Source organism: Actinomyces qiguomingii (genome assembly GCF_004102025.1).
GTDB lineage: Bacteria > Actinomycetota > Actinomycetes > Actinomycetales > Actinomycetaceae > Actinomyces > Actinomyces qiguomingii.
In genome coordinates, this window is record NZ_CP025228.1 from 3638869 (window position 1) to 3660176 (window position 21308).

The 21308-nt window shown below is 68.4% G+C and carries 18 protein-coding genes; 6 read left to right on the forward strand and 12 right to left on the reverse strand.

Translation table 11 applies throughout. The features are described from left to right. Positions 1–6: 6 nt before the first annotated feature. Together CWT10_RS15250 and CWT10_RS15255 are read right to left on the reverse strand one after the other, a co-directional pair. Positions 7–1791: an ABC transporter ATP-binding protein gene (locus tag CWT10_RS15250; RefSeq protein WP_103063982.1), complete on the reverse strand. Its 1785-nt coding sequence runs from the start codon at positions 1789–1791 to the stop codon at positions 7–9. Then, a complete protein-coding gene (locus tag CWT10_RS15255; RefSeq protein ID WP_233188307.1) occupies positions 1788–3767 on the reverse strand; it encodes an ATP-binding cassette domain-containing protein in 1980 nt (659 codons plus the stop codon). The genes CWT10_RS15250 and CWT10_RS15255 overlap by 4 nt, the downstream gene beginning before the upstream one ends. A 156-nt stretch (positions 3768–3923) precedes the next feature. On the opposite strand from CWT10_RS15255, the gene CWT10_RS15260 reads away from it, so the two are divergent. The 4 genes from CWT10_RS15260 (at position 3924) to CWT10_RS15275 (ending at position 8966) form a co-directional block, all read left to right on the forward strand. After that, complete coding sequence (locus CWT10_RS15260; protein ID WP_103063983.1) at positions 3924–4517, forward strand: NYN domain-containing protein; 594 nt, start codon at positions 3924–3926, stop codon at positions 4515–4517. Between the two features lie 189 nt (positions 4518–4706). Beyond that, entirely contained in the window at positions 4707–5453 is a 747-nt protein-coding gene (locus CWT10_RS15265; protein WP_103063984.1) for a response regulator transcription factor, read from the forward strand. Between the two features lie 62 nt (positions 5454–5515). Further along, positions 5516–7093, forward strand: coding sequence for a sensor histidine kinase (locus CWT10_RS15270; protein WP_416171723.1), 1578 nt, complete (start codon positions 5516–5518; stop codon positions 7091–7093). A gap of 691 nt (positions 7094–7784) precedes the next feature. Then, positions 7785–8966 carry an HD domain-containing protein gene (locus tag CWT10_RS15275; RefSeq protein ID WP_103063985.1) on the forward strand — a complete coding sequence of 394 codons (1182 nt, stop codon included), beginning with the start codon at positions 7785–7787 and terminating at the stop codon, positions 8964–8966. 150 nt (positions 8967–9116) lie between these two features. On the opposite strand, the gene CWT10_RS15280 is transcribed toward CWT10_RS15275, so the two are convergent. Genes CWT10_RS15280 through CWT10_RS15300 form a run of 5 tightly spaced genes read right to left on the reverse strand, consistent with a single transcriptional unit; the run spans position 9117 to position 13815 of the window. Continuing rightward, positions 9117–10349, reverse strand: a complete 1233-nt coding sequence (locus tag CWT10_RS15280; protein ID WP_103063986.1) for an ABC transporter permease — start codon at positions 10347–10349, stop codon at positions 9117–9119. Then, positions 10346–11065 carry an ABC transporter ATP-binding protein gene (locus CWT10_RS15285; RefSeq protein ID WP_103063987.1) on the reverse strand — a complete coding sequence of 240 codons (720 nt, stop codon included), beginning with the start codon at positions 11063–11065 and terminating at the stop codon, positions 10346–10348. Before CWT10_RS15285 ends, CWT10_RS15280 begins: the two co-directional genes overlap by 4 nt. Before the next feature lie 39 nt (positions 11066–11104). Further along, positions 11105–12526 carry a peptidoglycan-binding domain-containing protein gene (locus CWT10_RS15290; RefSeq protein ID WP_103063988.1) on the reverse strand — a complete coding sequence of 474 codons (1422 nt, stop codon included), beginning with the start codon at positions 12524–12526 and terminating at the stop codon, positions 11105–11107. Beyond that, positions 12523–13458: a hypothetical protein gene (locus tag CWT10_RS15295; protein ID WP_103063989.1), complete on the reverse strand. Its 936-nt coding sequence runs from the start codon at positions 13456–13458 to the stop codon at positions 12523–12525. Before CWT10_RS15295 ends, CWT10_RS15290 begins: the two co-directional genes overlap by 4 nt. 24 nt (positions 13459–13482) lie before the next feature. Then, on the reverse strand, positions 13483–13815 hold the full coding sequence (locus CWT10_RS15300; RefSeq protein WP_103063990.1) for an SH3 domain-containing protein: 333 nt from the start codon (positions 13813–13815) through the stop codon (positions 13483–13485). A 380-nt stretch (positions 13816–14195) separates the two neighbouring features. Here CWT10_RS15300 and CWT10_RS15305 point away from each other — a divergent pair, with 380 nt between their 5' ends. Continuing rightward, positions 14196–14501, forward strand: coding sequence for a WXG100 family type VII secretion target (locus CWT10_RS15305; RefSeq protein WP_103063991.1), 306 nt, complete (start codon positions 14196–14198; stop codon positions 14499–14501). A 123-nt stretch (positions 14502–14624) separates the two neighbouring features. Here CWT10_RS15305 and CWT10_RS15310 read toward each other — a convergent pair whose 3' ends face one another. From CWT10_RS15310 to CWT10_RS15325, 4 genes are all read right to left on the reverse strand, one after another. Beyond that, positions 14625–15014: a hypothetical protein gene (locus CWT10_RS15310; RefSeq protein ID WP_128683574.1), complete on the reverse strand. Its 390-nt coding sequence runs from the start codon at positions 15012–15014 to the stop codon at positions 14625–14627. 373 nt (positions 15015–15387) lie between these two features. Then, positions 15388–17013: a chaperonin GroEL gene (groL, locus tag CWT10_RS15315; protein ID WP_103063993.1), complete on the reverse strand. Its 1626-nt coding sequence runs from the start codon at positions 17011–17013 to the stop codon at positions 15388–15390. Between the two features lie 312 nt (positions 17014–17325). After that, entirely contained in the window at positions 17326–18660 is a 1335-nt protein-coding gene (locus CWT10_RS15320) for a glycoside hydrolase family 15 protein (RefSeq protein WP_103063994.1), read from the reverse strand. Positions 18661–18872: 212 nt separating this feature from the next. Then, on the reverse strand, positions 18873–19490 hold the full coding sequence (locus CWT10_RS15325; protein ID WP_103063995.1) for a LytR C-terminal domain-containing protein: 618 nt from the start codon (positions 19488–19490) through the stop codon (positions 18873–18875). A 110-nt stretch (positions 19491–19600) separates the two neighbouring features. On the opposite strand from CWT10_RS15325, the gene CWT10_RS15330 reads away from it, so the two are divergent. After that, positions 19601–20278: a uracil-DNA glycosylase gene (locus CWT10_RS15330; protein ID WP_103063996.1), complete on the forward strand. Its 678-nt coding sequence runs from the start codon at positions 19601–19603 to the stop codon at positions 20276–20278. A 126-nt stretch (positions 20279–20404) separates the two neighbouring features. On the opposite strand, the gene CWT10_RS15335 is transcribed toward CWT10_RS15330, so the two are convergent. Beyond that, on the reverse strand, positions 20405–21178 hold the full coding sequence (locus CWT10_RS15335; RefSeq protein ID WP_103063997.1) for a Rossmann-like domain-containing protein: 774 nt from the start codon (positions 21176–21178) through the stop codon (positions 20405–20407). Between the last annotated feature and the right edge of the window lie 130 nt (positions 21179–21308).

Here is a 21308-nt window from a genome sequence, read left to right on the forward strand (position 1 = left end):
TCCCCTTCATCCCTGTCGGGCGCGCAGCCGCGCCAGCGGCCCGCCGGCACGCGCCAGCAGGTCCTGCGGTGCGCCGCACTGCACCACATGTCCGCCGTCGAGCACAACTACGTGGTCGGCCTGCTCAATGCGGTGCAACCGGTGGGTGATCTCCACCACCGTGGCGCCGCGGCGAGCCGCCCAGTCGCGCACGCCCTCGCGCACGCGTGCGTCCACCGCGGGATCCAGGTGACTGGTGAACTCATCAAGCACCAGCACGTCCGGCTCGGTCAACAGCGCCCGGGCCAGCGCAAGCCGTTGGCGCTGACCGCCGGAGATGGCGGCGCCGCGCTCACCTAGCATGGTGTCGTAACCGTCCGGCAGGGCCACCACCTCCTCATGCACGGCGGCCACCCGGCAAGCCGCCTCGATCTGCCCGCGAGCGGCCTCAGGGCGGGCCAGGCGCACATTGTCGGCCACGCTCATACGGAACAGATGCGCCTCCTGGCCAACCAGTGCCACCCGCCCACGCAGAGCATCAGCCGCAACTTCACGCAGGTCGACCCCGCCCACGCGCACCCGCCCGTGGGCGGGGTCGTCGAAGCGCAGCGCCAGGCGCGCCAGCGTCGTCTTGCCAGAACCCGAGGCCCCCACCAAGCAGGTCCATCTGCCCGCCTCGGCGCAGGCGTCCACCCCGCACAACGAGGGACGCGAGGCCTCCGGGTAGGTGTAGTCGACGTCCTCCCAGGCCACGTCAAGCGGCCCGGGCGGCAGGCCCGCAACGCCGTCGGGCACTTCCACGGGGGCGGTCGCCACCGCATATACCCGTTCGGCAGCCGCCAACGCCATGGTCAAGGAATTGGCCAGCTCCTCCACCCCACGCACGGTTTCCCCCAGACGCAAGACGGCGGCCGCGGCGGCCGCCAGCGCGGCAGGGGCCACGGCCCCGCAGACCACCGGGTCGGCACCAGCCGCCACCACGGCAATCGGCCCGGCCAGCACCAGCATTTGCACCCCGCCCCGGCGCAGCGTCCCGGCCACCGCCGCCGGGCGGGCGGCCGACGCCACGGCGTCGTCGAGGACGCGCATGCGCTCCAGACGCTCGGCGGCGCGACCGTAACCGACCACCTCCGCCAGCCCCTGCACGGAGTCGGTCACATGCTGGGTCAACCGCGCCCGGGCGGCGACGGTGCGTCGCGAGCCGGTCATGGCGATCCTCTGACCGAGCGCTGGTACCGCCACGATCGCCGCCAGCAGGGTCATGGCGGCGGCGCCGGCGACCGCCCAGGTGGTCCCCGCCCCGATGGCCGCCAATACGGTCAGTGGCACGAGCAGGGCGCTTACCGCCGGGGCGAAGGTATGTGCGTAGAACACCTCGATGCGGTCCACGTCCTTGGTGGAGCGGGCCAGCAAGTCACCGGTGCGGGCGGTGGTCATCACCCGCGGGGCGCGCCGAGCCAGGGCGCGGAACAGCTCGGCACGCAGCAGTTCAAGGCAGGTGAAAGCCACCGTATGCCCGAGGAACTGCTCGGCGTAGCGCAGCGCCGCCTTCAGTACCGAAATGGCGGCCATGGCACCCACTACCGGCCAGACGGAGGGAACGGCGCCATCCGCGGCAAGTTCGAGCGCCCCAGATACCACGGCGTGGGCAGCCAGAGCGAACAGGGCCACCCCCAACAACTGGTCGGCCACCCGGCAGACGGTCGAGGCCAGCAGCGGCGGCAGTGCTGGACGGGTGATGGACAACAGCCAGCGCAGCAGGTTTAGGCGGGGGCCGGGAGTCGTGGCGCTTGGCGTTGGCGGCGTCTTCATATCACTGCCCCGTCTTTGATCGTGACCACCCGGTCGGCGGTGACCAGCGCCCCGGCGCGGTGGGAGACGGTGATGACGGTGCGGTCGACCGATAAGCGCTCAATGGCCTGGATAATCGCGGCCTCACTGGCCAGGTCCACCTGGCTGGTGGGCTCGTCCAGCAGCAGCAGCGGTCGGTCAGCAAGGAAGGCGCGTGCCAGAGACAGCCGCTGCGCCTGACCGCCTGAAAGCCTGGAGCCGCGCTCACCGACGTCGGTATTCAGCGCCTCGGGTAGGGCACGTATCTCCTCGGCCAGGTTGGCGGCCGCGAGCGCCCGCCACATGCGCTCCTCGGTGGCTGCGGGGTCGGCCAGGCGGAGGTTGTCGGCGACGGTGCCGGTGAACAGCCAGGTGGACTGCGTGACCACCGCGCTGGCGGCCCGGATGGTGTCCAGGGTGTCGGCTGCTGCGCTCACCCCGGCCACGCGCACCGTTCCAGCAGTGGGCAGCAGGTCGCCGCTAACCAGTGCCAAGAGGGTGGACTTACCGGCACCGGAGGGACCGATGATCGCCAGGTGCTCGCCCCGGGCGACCTCCAGGTCGATTCCGGTCAGCACGGCCACCGGGGTGTCGGGTCGTCCCGGTGAGGTGCGCGCGGCGGCGGTCTTCCGGTTGCGGCCGCCGGCCGCGGAGCCGGGGTGACCGCCGGGGTCGCCACCAGGATGGCCGCCGGGGTGGCCACCGGGATGGCCGCCGGGGTGGCCCGCTGCCTCGGGACGGGGCGGCCAGGCGGCGGTGACCCCGCGCAGGGAGACCATCGGCACCCGGTCTAAGAACTGTGGAGACGTGGTACCGGGCATTTGCGCCGGTGATTCAATTTCAGGCGACGGGCACTGCCTTTGGCCCCCCGCACCGTTGGAAGCCGAGCTCGGCGCCGCGCCGCCCGCCCGGCGTCGTGCCAGAACCCGGCGCAGAGCACGCTGGTTGGCCATACCGCCCATACCCACGTAGAAGAATCCGCCGACGCGACTGAGGGGCTGAAGCAGGATAAAGAAGACGAGCACCAAGGCGAGCGCGTCGGCAAGGTCGATCGCTCCGGAGCCCAGCCGGATCAGGGCGAGCGCGGCGCAGGCGGTGACCAGGAACAGGGAGAACATGCCGTCGGTGATGAAGATGACCAGCTGGTTGCCCGCCAGCAGCCGCATCACCGCGCGGCGGTTGTCCTCGCCGAAGGCCTCCAGGTCGGCAGCGCGGCGCGCGGCGGCACGGGCGAGTACGAGCGTGGTCAGCCCCTGGATGGCGTCGAGGTATTCGGCGCTCAGCCGCATGCGCTGAGCGCGTGAGGCGGCGGAGGAGCGGCGCAGCCGACGGTGCAGGAAGACGATGAGAGCGGGGACGGCCACAAAGGCGGTGGCCAGCACCGCCGCGCAGAGCGGGTCGACCGTCGCCCCTATGAGCCCCAGCACCAGTAGAGGTGAGGCGATTGCAGCGATGGTGGGCACCAGGAAGGTCTGCCGGTAGGCGGCTACCCGCTCGGCGCCGTCGGTAAGCAGGGTGACGGTGGCGCCAGAACGAGCGGAGGACTGGGCCGGTCCCAAGTCGAACAGATGGGCGAGCACCTGGCGGCGGATGGCCCCCTCCTGGGTAGCGGCACCCACCTGGGCGATGTGCTGCACGGCGGCGGCGCACAGGGCCGAGACCAGCGCTGCCGTAACCGCCACGGCTAGGTGATGTCTCCACACCCCGGGCGCGTGGCCCGTGCCGACAGCGTCCACCGCCGGCACCGCCGCGGCTGCAAGGCCGGCCAGGGCACGGGCGAGAGCGATCAGCGCCCATCCCTCAGCCAATGCACCGAGGCCGGTCAGTACTGCCGCCGCTACGTTGGCGCGAGTGCCCGCACGAGTGCCGAGTACGGCTTTGGGAGCAGCGACCGCTGTCATTGGCCGGGCGCTACCGGTGTCACCGGGACGGTCGGGGGGCTGCTGCGTCGTCGTCATATACTTATGATCGCCTAATCTCCGTGCCGCTGGCTTGCCCGCAGACCGCGAATCACCGATCCCACCCAGCCGGTCACCGGCACCCGCCTTGCGGCGATGTGTCCGCCACGCGAATCATTCGGCGAGTGCACGGGCACAGCCCATTAGCATGACGCCATGACCACACCTACATATCTTCTTATCGATGGGGAGAATATCGATGCCACTCTCGGTATGAGTGTGCTGGGGCGCCGCCCCGAGCCCGACGAGCGTCCACGTTGGGACCGTGTCCTGTCCTTCTGCGATGATCTCGCTGCCAGCGACTCCGTCGACGGTGAGACCCGAGCTCTGTTCTTCCTCAACGCCACTTCGGGCCACATGCCCATGGGATTCGTCCAGGCGCTGCTGGCCATGGATTACCGTCCCATCCCGCTGGCCGGCTCCGGCAGCCAGGCGGAGAAGGTAGTAGACGTCGGTATTCAGCGCACCCTGGACGCGCTGGCCCAGCGCGTCGCGGCCGGAGAGAACGTGCACGTGCTGCTGGGCTCCCACGACGGCGATTACGTGCCCCAGGTGGAGCAACTTCTGGATGCCGGCGCCCAGGTAGACGTGCTGTGCTTCCGCGAGTTCCTCAATGCGCAGATCGCCGCCCTGGAGTCGCGCGGCCTGACCGTCTACGACCTGGAGACCGATGTCGACGCCTTCACCATCGCGCTGCCACGTGTCCGCATCATCCCACTGACCGAATTCGACCCGCTCAAGTTCATCTGATCTGCGGTGGCGGGGCGGCTCCTACCCAGGGGGCGGTCCCGCCACCAGCTACGCAACTTCGACCGAACTCGGCAGTCATATCGACCGAACTCGGCGTGGAGGCCTTGGCGTGGTAAGACCGGAAAAATACATTCCACACTCCCACCTGCCTTCCAGGCGACTTCCAGACTCGCCGTGCACAGTGGCGGCATGGACCGTTTCCACGACTCTCAGCAAACGTCCCACGAGGCCCGGCTCCTCGTTGTCGACGACGAGCCGAACATTCGCGATCTACTCGCCTCCTCACTGCGCTTCGCCGGTTTCGAGGTGCTCACGGCGGCGGACGGCAACGGCGCTCTGCGCGGCGCCGAGGACGCCGACCCCGATCTGATCGTGCTGGACGTCATGCTGCCGGATATGGACGGATTCACGGTCGCCCGCCGTCTGCGCGAACGCGACGTGACCATTCCGATCCTCTTCCTGACCGCCCGCGATGACATGGCGGACAAGGTGCAGGGCCTGACCGTAGGTGGCGATGACTACGTCACCAAGCCCTTCGGACTGGAGGAGGTCGTGGCCCGCATCCGCGCCATCCTGCGCCGTACCCGCGCGCTGGAGGATGAGGACGACGGCGTGGTGCGCGTGGCCGACCTGACCCTGGACGAGGACGCCCACGAGGTTCACCGCGCCGGCGTGGAGGTGGACCTATCCCCCACCGAGTTCAAGCTGCTGCGCTACCTGATGCTCAACGCCGGCCGCGTGGTATCCAAGTCTCAGATCCTGGATCACGTGTGGGAGTACGACTGGAACGGCGATGCCGCAATCGTGGAGTCTTACATCTCCTACCTGCGCCGCAAGGTGGACCAGATCGCCGGTGCCGACGGCGAGCCGGTCACGCCACTGATCCAGACCCGTCGGGGTGTGGGCTACATGCTGCGCGAACCCAAGGCGAGCTAAGCGTGTGCGCCACCGTGAGGAACACGGTGCGCCGCCCGCCCAGGGCACGCCAGCACCGCCCCATCAGACGCGGACGCTGGCATCCGCTGACCACTTTCAAACGGGCGTGGCGCGCCCAGCCGCTGCGCAGCCGCCTCGCCCTTATCACCACCGGTCTGCTGACCGTCGGGCTGTTCGCGTCGTCCCTGGCCGTGACCTCTCTGCTTAAGAACCATCTGGTGGGCCAGGTCGATGATCAGTTGCGCGCCACCGCGCAGACCATCGGCACCCAGGGGCTGACCGCCCTCAGTTCCAGTCGTATCAGCAGCCCGGACGCCGATTCCTCCATGCCCTCCACCTATTACGTGGAGGCCCAGTACCTGAGCGGTGAGAGCGGCCATATGCTCTCCTCGGACACCGCCGCCAAGTACGGCGTCCCCGCTATTGGGATGCTGTCGGTTGACGAGGCGGTCGCCCAGTCCTCCGACCCCACGATGTTCACGGTCGAATCCAACCAGCTGAACCACCAGTGGCGGGCCATAATGCTGCCGATCGATGACCGCAGCACCGGGGAGCACATCGGCGTGGTGGCCATTGCGCTGCCATTGACCGACGTCATGGAGACAGTTGAGCAGACCCGGCTGGTAGTCGCCCTGACCGACGTGTCCGTGATTCTGCTGGGCGCCATGGCCGCCGCCTATCTGGTGCGACGCTCCTTCCGCACCCTAAGGCAGATTGAAGGCGTGGCCGGACAGATCGCCAGCGGTGACCTGTCCGCCCGTGTCCCCGTCACCGAGCCCTCCACGACGGAGGTCGGCTCACTGCAGCGGGCGCTTAACACCATGTTGCAGCAGAACGAGCAGGCCTTCGACGTACAGGTGGTGGCCCAGGAGCGTATGACCCGTTTCGTCTCCGACGCCTCCCACGAGTTGCGCACGCCGCTGGCGGCAATCCGGGGCTACGGCGAGTTGTACCGCATGGGCGGGGTGCCGCCCGAGCGCACCTTCGAAGTCATGGGGCGCATCGAGTCCGAGGCCTCCCGCATGGGGCGCCTGGTGGACGACCTGCTTCAGCTGGCGCGCATGGATGAGGGCCGCGAGATGACGATGGCCCCGGTGGATCTGACGCAGATCGCCGCTGGGGCGTTGACGGACATGATGGTGCTGGCGCCCGACCGCGACTGCGCCCTGATCCCACTGGACGGCACCGATGATGAGGCGCCCCCGGCGATGGTCCTGGGCGACCGAGACCGCCTGTCCCAGGTGATGACCAATCTGCTCGGCAACGTCACGCGGCACACTCCCGAGGGCTCCCCGGTGGAGATCGCCGTCGGCACCGTGAATCGGCCACTTGCCCCCGGAACCGGCAGGTCCGGAACCGGCAGCAATAACGACGGCCCCACCGTGATCGTTGAGGTGCGCGACCACGGTCCCGGTGTGAGTAAGGCCGACGCCGAGAAGGTCTTCCAGCGCTTCTTCCGCGCAGACACCTCCCGTAATCGCGAGACCGGCGGTTCCGGACTGGGATTGTCGATCGTCTCGGCGATCATCACCCGCCACGGCGGCACCGTACGCATGGACCAGACGCCGGGAGGCGGTGCCACGGTGCATATCGAACTGCCTGCCCTGCGCGAGTCCGCCGCCGAACCGGCGCACCAGTAACGCGCCGAGACCGGCACTTGTTACACGCTGAGACCGGCACTTGTGACGTGCCGAGGTGGTGGCGCTTTGGTGGCTCTTCCGGTTTGAGGGTGTAGTGGGTGGGTGTGGGCCCGGTCGGCTGCCGGCCGCGTACTTGGACCGGGCTTTTGCGGTTGGACCGTCTGAGAGTGCGTTTCAGGTGGTCCAACGGCAGCCAGGCAGTCCGGGTGTGGGGGTGCTGACTCGGGCCGGTGCGGTTGACCTTGGACGCCGGCGCGCCCAAGGTCAACAGTCAAGATGCCCTAGACCTAGGCTGCGGACGTCGCAGGCATGGCCGGCGCCTGGGAGCCAAAGTGTCCAAAATCGGCACAAACACCCCACCCCTCCCAGCACACACCCTCAGACTCGTTGGAACCATGCGGACCTGGTGAGCGGCGTCGGGCGAGGGAACATCGTTCGCGCCGAATCTGGACACTTCCCCCGGGCCCGCCGGATGCGGGAACATCGTTCCTGCCGAATCCGGACGTTCCCACCCCGCCAGCCCCACCAACCGAACTCGATGGTTATTTCGACCGAACTCGGCGAACACACCTTCAAACACGAAGGGCCGTCAAAGGTGGCGGGTAGAACACCCCTGGGGCTTCAAGTTCGCGTCCGACAGTCCTACGATGGCTGCGTTTCATCTCATCTCGGAGGCTTTCTCATGAGCCAAATGGACGCGATCGATGCCCCCCAGTGGCTACTCCCGACCTTCGTCCGCTGTACCAAGGCGGTCGGTGCCACCGCTTCGGTGGAGCAGATTCGTGCCACCGGGGAGGATCTCATCTCCCGGTGGACCAGCCCGGACCGCCACTTCCACAATCTCAAGCATGTGATCAACATGCTGGCGCGCGTGGACGAACTGGCCGATGAGTCCCACAACCCCGACGTGATGCGCCTGGCCACCTGGTACCACGGTTGTGTCTTCTCCACGGCCAGCGAATCGACCTATCGGCGCAACGGCGGCGAGGATGAGGTCGCCTCCGCCGCCTATGCGGCTAAGAGCCTACAGGCGCTCGGCGTGCCGGACCAGACCGTTGACCGCGTCTGCGCACTCATTTTGAACCTCAAGCGCCACAACCTCGCCAAGAACGATATTGACGCCCAGGCACTAAATGATGCGGACCTGGGCGCCCTCGCCGTCGAACCGCAGCAGTACAAGAGCTACCGGATCGCGGTGCGCCAGGAGTACGCCCATATCCCCATGGCGGACTATCTGCAAGCACGCCTGGCCATCATCACCCGGCTGCTGGGACGCGAGTCACTGTTCTCCTCTCCGCTCGGCGCCCGTTGGGAGTTGCCGGCGCGGGAGAACCTGGAGGCGGAGAAGCGACACCTGGAGAACAAGCTTTCACAACTGCCGACGGCGGCTCCCCAGAGTTCGGAGACGTTCGACGCCGAGGATGCGCCGGCCGCTGCCACGGTTCAGGCGCAGGCGCCCGAGCCGGATCCGGTCAAGCACGCCGTCGACCCCCGTCTGGGAGGGTTGGAGGCCGCGGGCGAGGACGACGACGCCCCACCGGCCGCCCCGACCGCCTCACGTACCGCACCGGTTTCGTCGCCCGCGCTTCCGGGGGCCTCCGTGCGCACACACCGCTCCCGGACTCCCGCTGATGCTGGCGAGGCGCACACGACATCCCTGGAGTCCTGTGCCGAGGACCTGGACCGCTTGCTGGCCCAGCCGCGGCCGGGCGAGGAAGGCGCCGCGGATCGGGCCAGTTTGGCCGAGGCGGAGCGTGCGAAACTCGCCGAGAAGCTGCGCGCCAAATGCGAGGCCGCCAAGGCCCTGCGGGAGGCGCGCACGGGCGAATTCGCCGCCATCACCGAGCCGATCGTTGGATCATCCGCCAACTGAGGCGGCAAACCGTCCACAAAGGCGTCCAGAATCGGCATGGACGCCCTCCACGCCCACTGACGCCGAATCGCGATCGGCGTCATTTCAACGTTTTACGCCATACATAGCAAAGCCCATGGGCCATTCATGCCATTTTGCGACAGTGGGTCCTCAGGACCGTCGCAGCGCGTCAACCGTCTCCAGCCGCGACACGGCGCGAGCGGCCATAAGCCCTCCCACAGCGCCGGCCGCAACCCCGAGGAGGGGACCGGCGCCGAGAAGCACCGGGGTCATTACGGGCGTCCAGTCATGCAGGGCGCTCACGGCGACGACGACGAGCACACCGACCGACTCCCCCGTCAGAGCCCCCAATCCTCCGAGCAGTGCGGCCTCTATCACCACTTGAAGATGGATGTGGCGACTGCGTGCTCCGAGCGCGCGTCTAAGCCCGATCTCCGCCGCCCGCTCGTTGACCGAGGACAGTGTGGCGGTGCCGATCGCGAGCGCCGAGATCACCAGGATCACGACGGCGACCGCGAGCAGCAGCCCGCTGACGGAGTCCTCCACACCGTCCGTCGCCCGCGACCAGTCCTGGGGCGCGGTCACGGTGAACAGGGACGGCGCGTCCGGGCGCAGCGCGTAGCGAACCTGGCGGGCGATGAGGTCCGCCGCGCCGACGTCGGTGCGGACCGTCATCTGTGCGGGGTGCTGGGTGGTTGGCTGCCCGAATCGGTCGAGGGCCGTCTGACTCGGAATGATGATGGCGGTGTTGAGTTGTGGGACGGCCTCGCTGGTACCCAGAACACCGATGACCGTGAAGTGCTCGCCGTTGATGCTGAGTGCGGCAGGCAGCCGCAGGTCGTCCACCCCGAGCTTGTCAGCCGCGCGCTCGCCGAGGATTGCGGTGCGCGCGCCAGAGGTGACCAGGAAGTCGGTGAACCCGATTCCGTCCGCGCGCACCGAGGAGGCGAGTTCATTCACACCGGCGTCGGCGGCGTATACGGCGAGGGAGTCGGCGAGGTTCTGCGTAGATGTGGATGTGCGTACGTCCAGATCGAGGGCATCGGCGTCGAGCTGCCAGTACAGCGAGGCCGCCTGAACGCCGTTAAGCGCCGTGACGGCGTCGGCGCCGTCCACGGGAAAGCCCATGGGGTCGGCGTCGGTCATCTGTTCGGGGTCCATCCGGACGGTCACCAGGGTGGTCTGCAGGAGGGAGAAGCCGACGTCGATCTGGCCCGCCGCCGTCTGCGAGATCCCAATGAGGGCGACGAGGCTGGCGATTCCAATGAGGGTGGAGGCCAGAGTGAGCAGGGAGCGTCCGGGCCGGCCGGAGACCGAGGCGACGGCCTCGCGCACAATGTCCGAGAGTGCGACGCGCCCGGGGTTGATGCGGTGGCGGCTCATGCGGCCCTCTCGGTGAGAGCGCCGTCTCTGACTCGTAGTACGCGGCCCGCCCGTGAAGCGTGCTCCTCGTTGTGAGTGACCATGATGATGGTGGTTCCGGACTCGTTGAGGGAGGAGAACACGTCGAGGACCCCCTGAGCGTGGGAGGAGTCGAGATTGCCCGTCGGCTCGTCGCTGAGAACCAGGGGCGGATGGGTGCAGACGGCTCTGGCGATCGCCACGCGCTGCTGTTCACCACCGGAGAGTTCGTTGGGGAGCGCGAACGCCTTGTGGGCCATGCCGACGCGTTCGAGCGCCCGCATGGCGTTGTCCCGCCTCACCGAGCGGGGGATGCCCGCGTACAGACCGGCCATGGCCACATTAGCGAGCGCGGTGCGTTCACTGATGAGGTGGAAGGCCTGGAAGACGAAACCGATGCTTTTGGAGCGCAGTGCCGCGAGCTGCGCGTCGTCGAGCGAGTTGGTGTCCGTCCCATCGAGCAGGTAGCGCCCGGATGTCGGCCGGTCGAGTGTGCCGAGGATGTTGAGGAGGGTCGACTTGCCGGATCCGGACGCGCCGACCACGGCCACCATCTCCCCGCGCGTCACCGTTGCTGTCACGTTGTCGAGGGCGAGGGTCGGGACTCTGCCCGCGTAGCGGCGGCTGACGCCCTCGAGCCGAATGAGCGGGTGCTCCGCGTCTCTCGGCTGTTCCCCGGTGGCGGTTGAGGCGCTCATCGTGGCGGATTCATCGCTGTGCCTCGTCACTGTGACCAGTCACCGCCCTCCGACGATGACGACGCTGTCCCGGGTGACCGCGTCGGGATCGTTCGGCCGGATCTCGACGTAGCCGTCGGCCTCAAGACCTACGGTGACCTCGACCCTGGTCAGGGTGTCCGTGCCGGTGAGGGTTATGACCGTCGTGGTTCCGTCCCCGTGCTCGGAGATCGCCCCGATCGGAACGCACAGGACGCTCGTGCCGGTGGTCTCACGGGTGAGGCGGGCGACTACCGTCCCGGCGAGCGCGGCGGGGTCCAGGTCCGTGTCGCAGCCGATCGTCACCTGCGTGCGCCCGGTGTCGGCGGCGTCCAGCGCGGTGACGGAGCAGGTCGCGCCGTCCCCGAGCACGTCGATGTTGGCCGTCGCGCCGACGCTCAGCGTGGCCGCCTGGTCGGCTACGGTCTTTCCGCGCAGCACCAGGTCTCCCGCGCCGAGTGAGAGGATCTCCTGTCCGGAGGCCTCCTGCCCAACCTGCCCCGAGACGGACAGGACGGTCGCGCTGCCTCCGGGGATGAATACGACTTCGGAACGTGGCAGGACGACGCCGATGCGGGCCTCTACATCGGCCAGATCGGCGCGCGCGTCGGCGAGCGCCGCCTGTGCCGTGCTCAACGACGTCGAGTCTGCGGCGCCGGAGCCGTCCTCCTGCTCCGCGGTGGTCACGGCGTCCTGCGCCTGCCTGACGGCCGCCCGCGCGTTACGCAGGGCCTTGGCGTCCTCGCCGCTGCCGCCGTCCGTCGCCGACGCCGTGTACCCCAGGCGGCTGTATAGCTGCGACACGGCGCCACTGGTGGCGGATCCGTAGGTTCCATCGACCGCCGAGTCCGAAAGCAGCCCCTGGGCTACAAGCGCCTGCTGCAGTTGGGTCACGTCGGGCCCGCTCGCTCCGGGCGCCAGGTCCCGATACGACGGGATGGCCCCCGCCAGCGCGATGATCGGTCGACCGGAGAGCTCGAGGACGATGGTTCCTGCCGACACCTCGTCGCCGACACTCACAGGGAGCTTGGTGATGACCGTAGTCGTTGTGCCGTTTCCGCCCGCAGAGCCGGTGTCCCCGTCGTCCTCCTGGTCACCGGCGGTGCCCTGCTGCGTCTGCCCGGTGGGGCCGACGCTAATGGACTGTTCGGACTCAAGTTCGACGTCAATACTGAAGGAGTCCACCAGCACCCGTTCATCGACCTCGGCCGTGATGAGTGAGGGGGTGGGGGCCTGGGCGCCGGCGGCGATGTCCGCCGGGGATTTGAGAAGGAGCCCGGCCGCGGTCCCCGCCGCACCGCTCACGAGTGCGACGACGATCAGGACCAGCAGCCAGCGCCTTGTCAGCCACGAACGGTACCCGCCGTCCCGAGCCGATACGGCATCGTCGGTGTCTTCAGCCTCTTCGGTCCCGGGATGTCTGGATGGCTCGGTCTCGGTCACGCGAGGACCTCTTGGGCACGTTCAAGGATCTGGGATGACAGCCGTTTGATCGTGTCCATGGTCGCCTGATTGTCGGCGACGGCCTGCGTCTCATAACGGTTGATCACGCCGGTCAGAGTCGCGGCGAAGGAGGTATCCGCCTTGCATTCGGCGTCGGCAACGGCTGTCTCACGCTCCTCCGCATTGGGGTTCCCACTCTGTGAGCCATCCAGGTATTTGTTGACGAGCGACCGAGGATCGTCGGCCTCGTAGCCCTTTCGGGACATGCAGGCGGACCAGTCCGCAAAGAGTTGGACCGCTTCGGGGTCGGCCACGGCGGACTCGTTGGCCGCGGCCCGCGCCGTATCGTAAGTGGCGATCTGCGAGAACCATTCGTCGTCGTAACCGAGTTCGGCATATGCCAGATCCTCACAGCCGGTGTTCTCATCGTTGACGAGTGCGTCGATATAGCCCGGCTGCTGCTGCGAGGAGGCGGCGGCATCCTGGTCCGAGCCGCCGTCTTCCTCGGTCTCCGGGTGGTAGCCGTTGCGGCGAGCCTCCTCCACATCTACCGGCCCCCATGTGGCGCCGTCCAATCCCGCGGTGGAGTCACCAACGGTGCTCATGGCCTCATCGATGTCCTCGGAGTACTCGAAGCCCTTCTCCTTCATGCATTGCGTCGTCAACTGGATGCGCGCCTGCTCGACGGTGCGCATCTGTTCGGCGTCGAGGAAGTAGTCGTCGAAGGGGGAGCGGGAGTCGGCGGTTGTGGCGCCCGATGTCGCCACTCCGGTGGGTTCACTCCCGGGGTCGGACGTCCCGTAGATGTCCTGTGCGGACAGGCCCTCGTCCGAGGCGTTGTGCCCGCAGCCCGCCGGGAGCACCAGGGCCGTGGCCACCAAGACGCCGAACAGCGCCCTGGTGGCACTCGCGAGGAATCTAGTGCGCGTCACGTTGGAAACTCCTGCGGACGGCGTTCAGCAAATGTTACTAGGCTCTGCATTGGTGCGCATGTACCGGTGCAGGGAATAACCCTTGACTCCCGTCCTAAGGTTCCGGTGGTAGTACCAGTCGCCGTTGTTTTCACGATAGTTCCAGAGGTAGCAGTAGACATTCGCCCCCTGCCCCTTGTAGCCGGAACCGACAACCACTGAGTTATATCCGGTGCGGTTACGGATGTTGACCCCATTGGCGGTGTAGTCACCTCGTACCGCCCAGGCCGAGGCCGGAGTTGCCACCAGGGTGACGACGAGTACTAGGGAGACGACGAGACGCTTCAGGACGGATCGCGAGGTACGGGACAAGGACATCGTTCTGCTCTTTTCTTTCTCACGGGACCAGCAGCAACAAGACCTCACGGGACCAGCAGCAACAAGACCGCCGCCATTCTGTCGGCAGGAGCTTGCCGCTCCGGGACGGAGTATGCACTAGCACCGATATGCGTGTCAAGCAGTTGAAACGGCTCATATCGGGTGCCCGCGCAAGCAGTCGCTCGGTGAAGCGGCCCCAACTCCACCGGTATCCACAGGCACGGTTCGTGCAGGGTCAATCCACAGAGATCGACGAGGCCGGATGCGCACCGGCGCGTCACGTTCCTACGGTGGTCTCGACGCCGCGGCCGCGGCGCCGACTCCGCTCGGTCGGGCCGTTCCGCCTTACCGACCCACCGACTCACCGAAAGGTTCCCGTCATGCCCGTCTTCGCCGTCGACACCCAGGCCGTCACCGACACGGCCACCCGCGCCCGCACCCGGATCTCCACCATCCAGACGGAGGTGGACGGGATGAAGGGCGACATCGCGCTGCTCCAGTCCTCCTGGACGGGCGGCGCCTCCGATTCCATGGCCGCGTGCGCCGCCGACTGGCACGTCACCGCCTTGCAGGTGCAGGCGAGCCTGGATTCGATCAGCCAGGCCCTGGACCAGTCGGCCGTCTCCTACGACGACGCCGAGACCGCCAACTCCGGCCGCTTCAGCTACCAGGCCCCGCCCGCGTGAGCGGTACGTCCGACGGCGGGCCGCCCTCCCGCATGCGCAGGGGACGGCCCGCCGGCGTCGTAGCGCACCCAACGGCCCGCCGGGCGCGCCAACCGATCTGGCCAAACGGGAAGACAGGCGTGCCTACACGCCCCGCAGGGGGTTGAACTCGCGGCGGCGCACGGGCTGCGGACCGTCGAGGTAGCGCCAGCACCGCAGGGCCACGCAAACCCCCAGGAACAAAGCCAACAACGCAAGTCCACCGGTGAAGGCGCCCCAGTTGCCGAGCAGGAGCAGCAGCCCGATCGCCGCCAGGCGCCCCAGGTTGTTGACCCGGACCTTGTCGGCATCACCCGCACCGCGAGTTCTCGCCAGTGCCAGCACCTGCCACATCGCCCCGCCAAGAACCAGCAGGCCGACGATCCATACGGAGAACCCGGATACACGCAGCACCCCACCGGCGCCCACCAACAGGAAGGGCGGAGTCTCCACGAGCGCTCGCCCGGCGAAGGAACTGACGGCTGTCCGACTCACGTGTCCATCCAATACCGCGGCGGCCTCCCCCGGCAAGGGTTCGTCATTACCGACCCGGCACCCGCATGACTCCAACGTTTCGACCGCAGCCGGGCATAAATGCCGCGCATGCTACCGGTGGGCCGCCCTCTTCGCAGACGAGGGACGGCCCACCGTCAAACGATGCAGTCGGAACCCGCCTGATACACGCGGGGATCTTCAAATTAGGAGCTGGCGCCACAGCGGACGAACCGACGGCGGGCCGCCTCCTGCGCTTGCAAGAGACGGCCCGCCGTCGTCGTGATGGAGCCGTGGCCCGCCGGACGGTCGCGCAGGGCGCGCACCTACCGGCGAACCGGACCGGCCGAGCTGGTAAAGCCGGCCGGGCAGCCGATCAGTACATGCCGCCCATCTCGTCACCGGCGCCCGCACCGGCGGCCGGGGCCGGAGGCTCGGGCTTGTCAGCCACGACGGCCTCGGTGGTCAGGAACAGACCCGCGATGGAGGCGGCGTTCTGCAGCGCGGAGCGGGTCACCTTGACCGGGTCGGCGATGCCGGCGGCCAGCAGGTTGGTGTACTCACCGGTCTGGGCGTTCAGGCCCTCACCGGTGGGCAGGTTGCGCACGCGCTCGACCACGACGCCACCCTCAAGGCCGGCGTTGATGGCGATCTGCTTCAGCGGGGCCTCCAGGGCGACGCGCACAATGGCGGCGCCGGTGGCCTCGTCGTCGGACAGCTCCAGGGAGTCCAGAGCCGTGGCGGCCTGCAGCAGCGACACGCCGCCACCGGCGACGATGCCCTCCTCGACGGCGGCCTTGGCGTTGCGCACGGCGTCCTCGATGCGGTGCTTGCGCTCCTTGAGCTCCACCTCGGTGGCGGCGCCGGACTTCAGGACGGCCACACCGCCGGCCAGCTTGGCCAGGCGCTCGGACAGCTTCTCGCGGTCGTACTCGGAGTCAGAACCGTCGATCTCGTTGCGGATCTGAGAGACACGAGCCTCAATGGCGGCCTTGTCTCCAGCGCCGTCGACGATCGTGGTCTCGTCCTTGGTAACAACCACCTTGCGAGCCTGGCCCAGGTCCTCCAGGGTGGCGTTCTCCAGCTTCAGACCAACGGTCTCGGAGATGACCGTGCCGCCGGTCAGGATGGCCATGTCCTGCAGCATCGCCTTGCGGCGGTCACCGAAGCCGGGGGCCTTGACGGCCACGGACTTGAAGGTGCCGCGGATACGGTTGACCACGAGAGTGGCCAGGGCCTCGGCCTCGACGTCCTCGGCGATGATCGCCAGCGGCTTGCCGGACTGCATGACCTTCTCCAGCAGAGGCAGCAGGTCCTTGACGTTGGAGATCTTGGACTCGACCAGCAGGACGTAGGCGTCCTCCAGCACGGCCTCCTGGCGGTCGGCGTCGGTGACGAAGTAGGGGGAGATGAAGCCCTTGTCGAAGCGCATGCCCTCGGTGACCTCCAGCTCGAGGCCGAAGGTGTTGGACTCCTCGACGGTGATGACGCCGTCGTGGCCGACCTTCTCCAGGGCCTCGGCGATGAACTCACCGATCTGCTCGTCGGCGGCGGAGATGGAGGCAGTGGCCGCGATCTCGTCCTGCGTCTCGACCTCCTTGGAGTCGGCCAGCAGGCGCTCGACGACGGCGGCAACCGCCTTGTCGATGCCGCGGCGCACGGCGATCGGGTTGGCGCCGGCGGCCACGTTGCGCAGGCCCTCACGCACGAGCGCCTGTGCCAGCACGGTGGCGGTGGTGGTGCCGTCACCGGCGACGTCGTCGGTCTTCTTGGCGACCTCCTTGACCAGCTCGGCGCCAATCTTCTCGTAGGGGTCCTCGAGCTCAATCTCCTTGGCGATGGTCACGCCGTCATTGGTGATGGTCGGGGCGCCCCACTTCTTGTCCAGGACAACGTTGCGGCCCTTGGGGCCGAGCGTGACCTTGACGGTGTCGGCGAGGGTGTTCAGGCCCCGCTCCATTCCGCGGCGAGCCTCCTCATCGAAGGCAATGGTCTTGGGCATTACTGCTCCTGTATCGGGTGGTGGTCGGCTGGTGCCCGCGACGGACGAGTCGGCGCCCAACGCTCATGTCCCGTTCGACGCCGACCCTCACCTGCCGGCCTGGGTCGTCCACTGGATCCGGGGAGCGGCTTTGTCACTCTCCGGTCCCGAGTGCTAACCGCAATGCTGGCACTCTCTACCCTTGAGTGCAAGACGCTCAGGTACGCCGTCGGCCCGAAACGGGGTGTGAAAGAGCTCTCCGTGTGCGGTCCGTGCCGGTCTCGGCGTGTCACTTGTGCCGAACTCGGCAGTCATATCGACCGAAGTCGGCAGTCATATCGACCGAACTCGGCGGTGGAGCTCAACCGCCGTCAACAGCACGAGCGCACAGGTCCAGGCCAGCGGCGCCGGGCCCGCGGGCAGGCCGTCGGCCCGCACTTTCTCGGGCAGGGCACCCGCATTCGTGCGGTGCGCCTCCAGCCATTCCATCAGCGCATCCGCCTCCGCATCCATACCCAATCCGGCCGCCGACCAGGCCAGCAGGGCGGTTTCCGGCGTCCACGAGATCCCGTCGTCACGCCATGACTCTCCGGGCGCCACCCCACCGGCAGGCCGAGACATGCGGGCCACCGCCCCGTTCCTGACAGCCACGACACCGTCCAGCGTGGCAGTGAAGGGCGGGGCGACGAATACGATCGCCGCATCGATGTCATCCCCGCGAACGTGCCGTCCCCAACCGGGCGCGAAGCCGCGCTCCATGGCCGCCCGCACTGTCGCCGCGCGCTCCGCCAGCGGGCCCACACCGGCGTCCAGTTCCAGCCCGGCCCGCGCAAGCGCCACGGCGGCCTCCAGGCCCAGCAGGGTGGGGGCCGCCGTCCCCAGGGTGAGGGCGCGCTCCGTCACCTCCCAGTAGTCCGGGGCCGCAGCCGGCAGATGTGAGGGCGTGTCGGTGAGCACCAGCAGATAGTCGCAGGCGCGTGTGACGCTATCCCCCAGTCGCTCGCTCAGTTCGCCGACATCGACACCGGCGGCGAGCAGTCGGCCTGTCGCCCAGAGGAACCAGCCGGCGCCGTCGGACTGGGCGGGACGGTCGTCGGGGACGACGCCGGCCTCCGTGTAGCGCGCCTCGAAGCCGCCGTCCGGACGCTGTAAGGCGGCGAGCTGCGCCAAAACGTCGAGAGCCTGAGAGGCAAGCCCAACCGCCGCATACGCCGCAGCGGCGAAAGAGGCGTCCCGCGGCCAGACGTAGCGCCAGATGCCGACCGGGCCGGCTACGACGGCGCCTGCGGGGAAGCGGGTGGGATCCCCGCCCTCGGGCCGTCCCAGAGCCGGGCCGGTCAGGGAGAGCAGGTCGATCAGGGCCGTGCGGGACAGCTGACGCCAACGGCCGGTCGGCAGTACGGCCGCGGCCAGGCATTGACGCAGCTCGGGGGTGAGTGAATCCGGGCGGTGCGGCTGATCAGGCGGCAGGACCTCGACCACGCCGTCGTCCCGCGCCAGCACGCCGCCGCTGAGCAGCTCGGGGCGGGCCGACCGCATCGGCAGCAGAGCCACGGTACACACGGTTAAGGCCGTCACCGGCACGCCGAGCAGCAGCGCCCGCCTGGGCACTCGGCCCGGCGCGGCACCGACCGCGGTGCGGCGTTCAAGGCCGGTCGATCGCGTCATATGGTGAGCTAACCACTCCACATGCGGTTTCGCCGCCTTATCGACCGAACTCGGCAGTCACATCGACCGAACTCGGCAGTCACATCGACCGAACTCGGCAGTCACATCGACCGAACTCGGCAGTCACATCGACCGAACTCGGCAGTCACATCGACCGAACTCGGCAGTCACATCGACCGAACTCGGCAGTCATATCGACCGAACTCGGCGGGTTACTCCTGGTAGTCGCCGCGCAAGACGATCACAATCGGGTTGGACTGGGCCTCCTCGGCGGACTCGGAGATCTGGCCCGCCCCCAACGCCTCGGCAACCGCCTGGGCGGTGGGCGCCAGGTCGGCCGAGGCGTAGTAGATGGTTGTCTCGGCCGGCTCTTCAAGGTCATACACGCCCTGGGAGACGGTTACGGAGGTGAAGCCGGCGTTGCGCAGCTTGTCACCGGTGCGGGTCGCCAGGCCGGTGGTCTCGGTGCCGTTGTGCACGGTGACGCCAGTGGTGAAATCGGCGTTTCCGGCCGGTTCGGCGGTGTCCTGCTCGGTCGCCTCCTGCGAGCTCTGCTCCTGACCGCCGGCCGATCCTCCATCGCTGTCGCCATCGCCGCCATCGGCCGGTGGTGGCGCGACGGCCGGGGCAGTGGACTGCCCGCCCGCCTCGGAGGCGTGCCGCCCCAGCAGACCTACCACACCCCAGGCCAGCAGCGGCACGATTACGAGGATGGCGAGAAGGGGTACCCAGCTGCGCCAGGCGGGAACCTGGGCGCGATGAACCCCGACGGGCACCGGACCGTCGGCGTCGGCGTCGAACTCGTCATCGGGGTAGTCGTAGCGGCTCACACCGTGAGGATACCGGGAGGCTGCCGCGGCCGCGGCAGGTGCGCGCCGACACCCCGAGGCGCCCACCCAGGCGGCCGCCGCCCCGGACTCAATTCATCTAGGCTCGGGGCGTGACCGATCCGAAGCCGCTGTCCGAGATCATCCACCCCTCCTGGGCGCAGGCGCTGGCGCCAGTGGAGCCGACCATCCATGAGATCGGCGCGAGGCTGCGCCAGGAAGTGGCGGCTGGCCGCGGCTATCTGCCCGCTGGCACCGATGTGCTGCGGGCCTTCACCTATCCTCTGGACGACGTCAAGGTCCTGATCGTCGGCCAGGACCCCTACCCGACGCCGGGTCACCCGATGGGGCTGAGCTTCTCGGTGCAACCGGGGGTGCGTCCGCCACGGAGCCTGGAGAACATCTACACCGAATTGGTCGGCGATGTGGGCGTGCCGCGGCCGACCTCGGGAGATCTGACCCCGTGGTCGGCACAGGGGGTCATGTTGCTCAACCGGGTACTGACCGTACAGCCGGGCAAGCCGGCATCGCACCGGGGCTGGGGCTGGGAGACGGTTACGCAGCGCGCTATTGAGGCGCTGGTGGCACGCCAACAGCCGCTGGTGGCGATCCTGTGGGGACGCCCGGCGCAGTCCCTGTCCCCCATGCTGGGGTCGACGCCGATTATCGCCTCCGCGCACCCCTCACCGTTGAGCGCCTCCCGCGGGTTCTTCGGCTCCCACCCCTTCTCACGGGCCAACGCGGAACTGGAGCGGATGGGGGCGACGCCGATCGACTGGCGTCTGCCCTGAGGCCGACGTCCGTCCTGACACCGCATATGGGCGGCGCCTGCCGTGCCGCGCCCATCTCTCCACTCGTACAAGGGAGCTTCAGCCCATTCGAGCCGCAGCGCTTGACGGGCGTGGCCCGGGGACCGATCAGTTCCCCACGGCGTGAAGGTGCATGCGGCTGCCCGGGCCGATACTCCCGGAGGCATTCAGCTCCTCCAGGTAGGCACCGGGCCGGACCTCGGGCGCGGGTACGAATCCCGTGACGGTGGCGACCCCCAGGTCCAGGAACAGCGGATGCATGGGGGTGGAGGGCCCCACCAACACGGTATGCGCCCCCGCGCCCACCGCCAGATCGATCAGCCGCGGCATGGTCTTGTTGACCAGGCTCGAGGAGGAAATGAACACATAGTGGCACTGGGGCAGCAGGTATTCACAGGCGGTGTCCGGGAAGTCGCCCGGACGCGGATTGCGCTCCAGAGTCCACAGCTCCTCCGCTCGCCACAGGGCGCGCCCGGCGAACGGGAAGTGTCCGATGATGGCCACCTTACGGCCGGCGACGGCCTCGCCATAGGGGTCGAATACCTGCCGCCAGGTCAGGTCGGCGCCGGTAGGGACAAAGCCGTGGGAGGCGGCGACGTCGGCACGCGAGTACCAGGAGTTGATGGCGGCCAGGCCGACACTCGCCTCAGCCAGGTTCCAACTCTTGACCAGGGCGGCGACATCACGCAGGGGGCGGCCGACGTCGGGGATGTCGGCGGATGCGGCCGGGCGGGTGGTGACGGCGAGCGACCAGGCACAACCCACGCCGTCGGCGGAGTTGAATACGCGGGTCCAGCGCGGGCCGCGGTCGGAGGCTACAACGGTCAGGCCGTCGGGGACGTCGTCAATCAGGGCGTCATAGACTTCCCAGGGTCTGGCCACCGTGGTCCTCCTCAAGGCTCGACGCGACGGGATGCGGTGCCGGACGACATCGCCCCATTTTCGCAGGCAAGCCTAACCTTATCGTTACTCGCCGCGGAGTGCCATAAGGGTCTCAACTTACGATCTGCAT